The sequence below is a fragment of the Mucilaginibacter pineti genome (genome assembly GCF_900101875.1).
Lineage (GTDB): Bacteria > Bacteroidota > Bacteroidia > Sphingobacteriales > Sphingobacteriaceae > Mucilaginibacter > Mucilaginibacter pineti.
Window position 1 is genome coordinate 1 of sequence record NZ_FNAI01000042.1, and the last position, 2,490, is coordinate 2,490.

Annotated in this window: 4 protein-coding genes; all 4 read left to right on the top strand. The window is 42.0% G+C overall.

Going from position 1 to position 2,490, the window contains the following annotated elements; all coding sequences use genetic code 11:
• The first annotated feature begins 85 nt into the window (after positions 1-85).
• Positions 86-688 (top strand): hypothetical protein, encoded by a 603-nt coding sequence (locus tag BLS59_RS31025; protein WP_091157910.1) that lies wholly within the window; start codon positions 86-88, stop codon positions 686-688.
• Between the two features lie 2 nt (positions 689-690).
• Positions 691-1,353: a hypothetical protein gene (locus BLS59_RS31030; RefSeq protein WP_091157911.1), complete on the top strand. Its 663-nt coding sequence runs from the start codon at positions 691-693 to the stop codon at positions 1,351-1,353.
• A gap of 140 nt (positions 1,354-1,493) precedes the next feature.
• Complete coding sequence (locus BLS59_RS31035) at positions 1,494-2,105, top strand: sensor histidine kinase (protein WP_162842837.1); 612 nt, start codon at positions 1,494-1,496, stop codon at positions 2,103-2,105.
• A gap of 20 nt (positions 2,106-2,125) precedes the next feature.
• Positions 2,126-2,490 (top strand): response regulator (locus tag BLS59_RS31040; RefSeq protein WP_143014303.1); only part of this gene is annotated, 365 nt, incomplete at its 3' end.

Sequence of the window (2,490 nt, forward strand, 5' to 3'; positions counted from 1 at the left end):
GTTTTTAAGGATAAAAAAAGGCCGGTTCATGTATTGCGGATCAGTAGATAAATAAGCACTTTCGACAAACCTTTATTTAACCAGCATGACAATTAAAAAAACAGCCTTTTACCTGGCCATCGCAACACTCGCATTTACAGCCTGCCAGCAGAAAAAAACTGCCGATACATCCACGGCAGCAAATACTGTGGTTCTCGACACCCTTAACCTGGATACCTTAAGTTATAATGTAGCCCTTAACTATGTGAAAAATTACGCCAAACACGCGGGCACCGTCGATTCTACAATTACCCTGCAGGGCAAACCCATTGTGAAGAAAAACCCCAACACCCGCTGTGTATGGTTTAGCGCCGCCAGGCTGCGAAAACTTGCAGATAATGTGTTAAAAGAAGGCGGCGATGGCATCCGTTTTTACCTGGCTACTTATGATTCGCTTTATACTGATCAATTTGCAGGTCATAAGCCAAACCGCGAATACTGGGGCTACAACACCCTGGTTATGGTATCAACTAAAGATAGTCTTAACCACAAGTTTCACCAGGATTATTATAAACCCAAAGCTAAACCCGGCGAGAACGGCGGCACTCAGGAAGGGTTTATTATAGGCACCACTCCTGAAAACCGTGGTGAGCAATGCCCGCCGCCACTTACCTGTACTAAAACTGGCGCTACTTTAATTAAAGACTAATAATGGGTTTTGTAACGGTTAACACATGCGCGGAATTTTTAGGCTTCCTGGCGGCACTTATCTTTTTATTTAAAGATAAGGACCCTGCCTGGAGGTTGTTTATACCGTATATGCTGTTAACCTGTATAGTTGAAACCTGCGGAATTTACTTGCGCCTGGTTGCGCATGTGAGCAATTTTCAATTATACAACGTGTTTCTGCTGTTTGAATGTGCTATGGTAAGCTATACCTTTTTTAACCTGTACAAACCATACGGGCAACGGAAAAAATGGCTTATTATATGGCTTTGCTGTTTTGCAGCCATGTATGTTACAGAGTTTGCCATCTATCATTTTAAAGGATTCGTATCGGTTACTGCTGCGGTAATGTCGGTAGTATTTGTGCTGGCCAGCTTGTATTTTTATTATTTAAAGCTCAATGCCGAGAATTTTGAGCCACTGCAATTTTCTGCCTCCTTCTGGTGGGTAAGCGGATCGCTCTTCTTTTATTTCGGCAGCACTGCCTGTAATATTTTCTTTGATTACCTGTCATCCAGTAATGTGGCTGTTTACCTGGGTTATTCGGTACGATACTATATTTATTATATATTGGATGTTATCCTTTACGCTTTTTGGTCATACGCTTTTATATGCAGATATATTCAAAGGAGGTCTTCTTCCTTATAGGGTTAACATCCCTTATTTTTTTGATTGCTCCTTTGTTCCTCATCTTATATGTTATTTCATATAACCGCAGGAAAAAGAAGCATCATGACGAAAAAGCTGGACTAAAACAGGAATTTGAAAATGAACTATTAAAAACACAAATGGAAGTTCAGGAACAAACACTAAAAACTATTGCTTATGACCTGCATGACAACATCGGGCAGCTGTTGAGTATTACCTCCATAACGCTTAGTTCCATTGATGTGAATAACCAGGAGAACACCGCCGAAAAAATAGCTTTTGTGGAGGATCTGACCGCCAGATCTATTAAAGAGGTTAAGGCGCTGTCGCGGATGCTGCACGGCGAAGAACTGGTGAACCGCGGTCTTGGTGCCGCCATTGAGTTTGAACTGGAGTGGCTTAAACGATCTGACAAGTTTAAGATCCATTTCGATCAAAGCAGGCTGGGCACTTTTGATGCCGACAGCAGTAAGGAAACCATCATTTTCAGGCTGTTTCAGGAGATCATCAATAATATTATCCAGCACGCGCGGGCCTCTGAAATATTTATAACTTTAGAGCAGGTCAATAATGCCTTAAAGTTAACAATCCGTGATAATGGCGTTGGTTTTAATGTCGGTGAAACTTTGAAACGACAAACCGGCATGGGCCTTCATAATATTAAAAAGAGGGCGGCCATGATCAACGGCACTGCCGCTATTAATTCTGAACCCGGAACCGGATCTATCATTGTAGTAACTATTCCTTATTAATTTATAAACAATTTAATTGAATGCAATCCCCAAAAGTAAATATTGCTATTGTTGATGACCATACACTGTTCAGGCAGGGCCTGGCGCGTTTGTTATCAGAATCGGGCGTTATTAATGTACTGTTTGATGCTGATAACGGTGCCGACATGATCCAAAAGCTCTCCGCACATCCCCTGCCTGATGTTATTTTAATGGATATTACCATGCCTTTGATGGATGGTTATGAAACCACCAAATGGCTAAAACAAAACCACCCGGATGTAAAGGTACTGGCGCTGAGTATGTTTGAGGAAGATAAGCCCATTATTGGTATGCTTAAAGCCGGCGCCGGCGGCTACATGCTTAAACAATCAAAAGCTGCCGACCTCGTAAGTGCCATTACCAG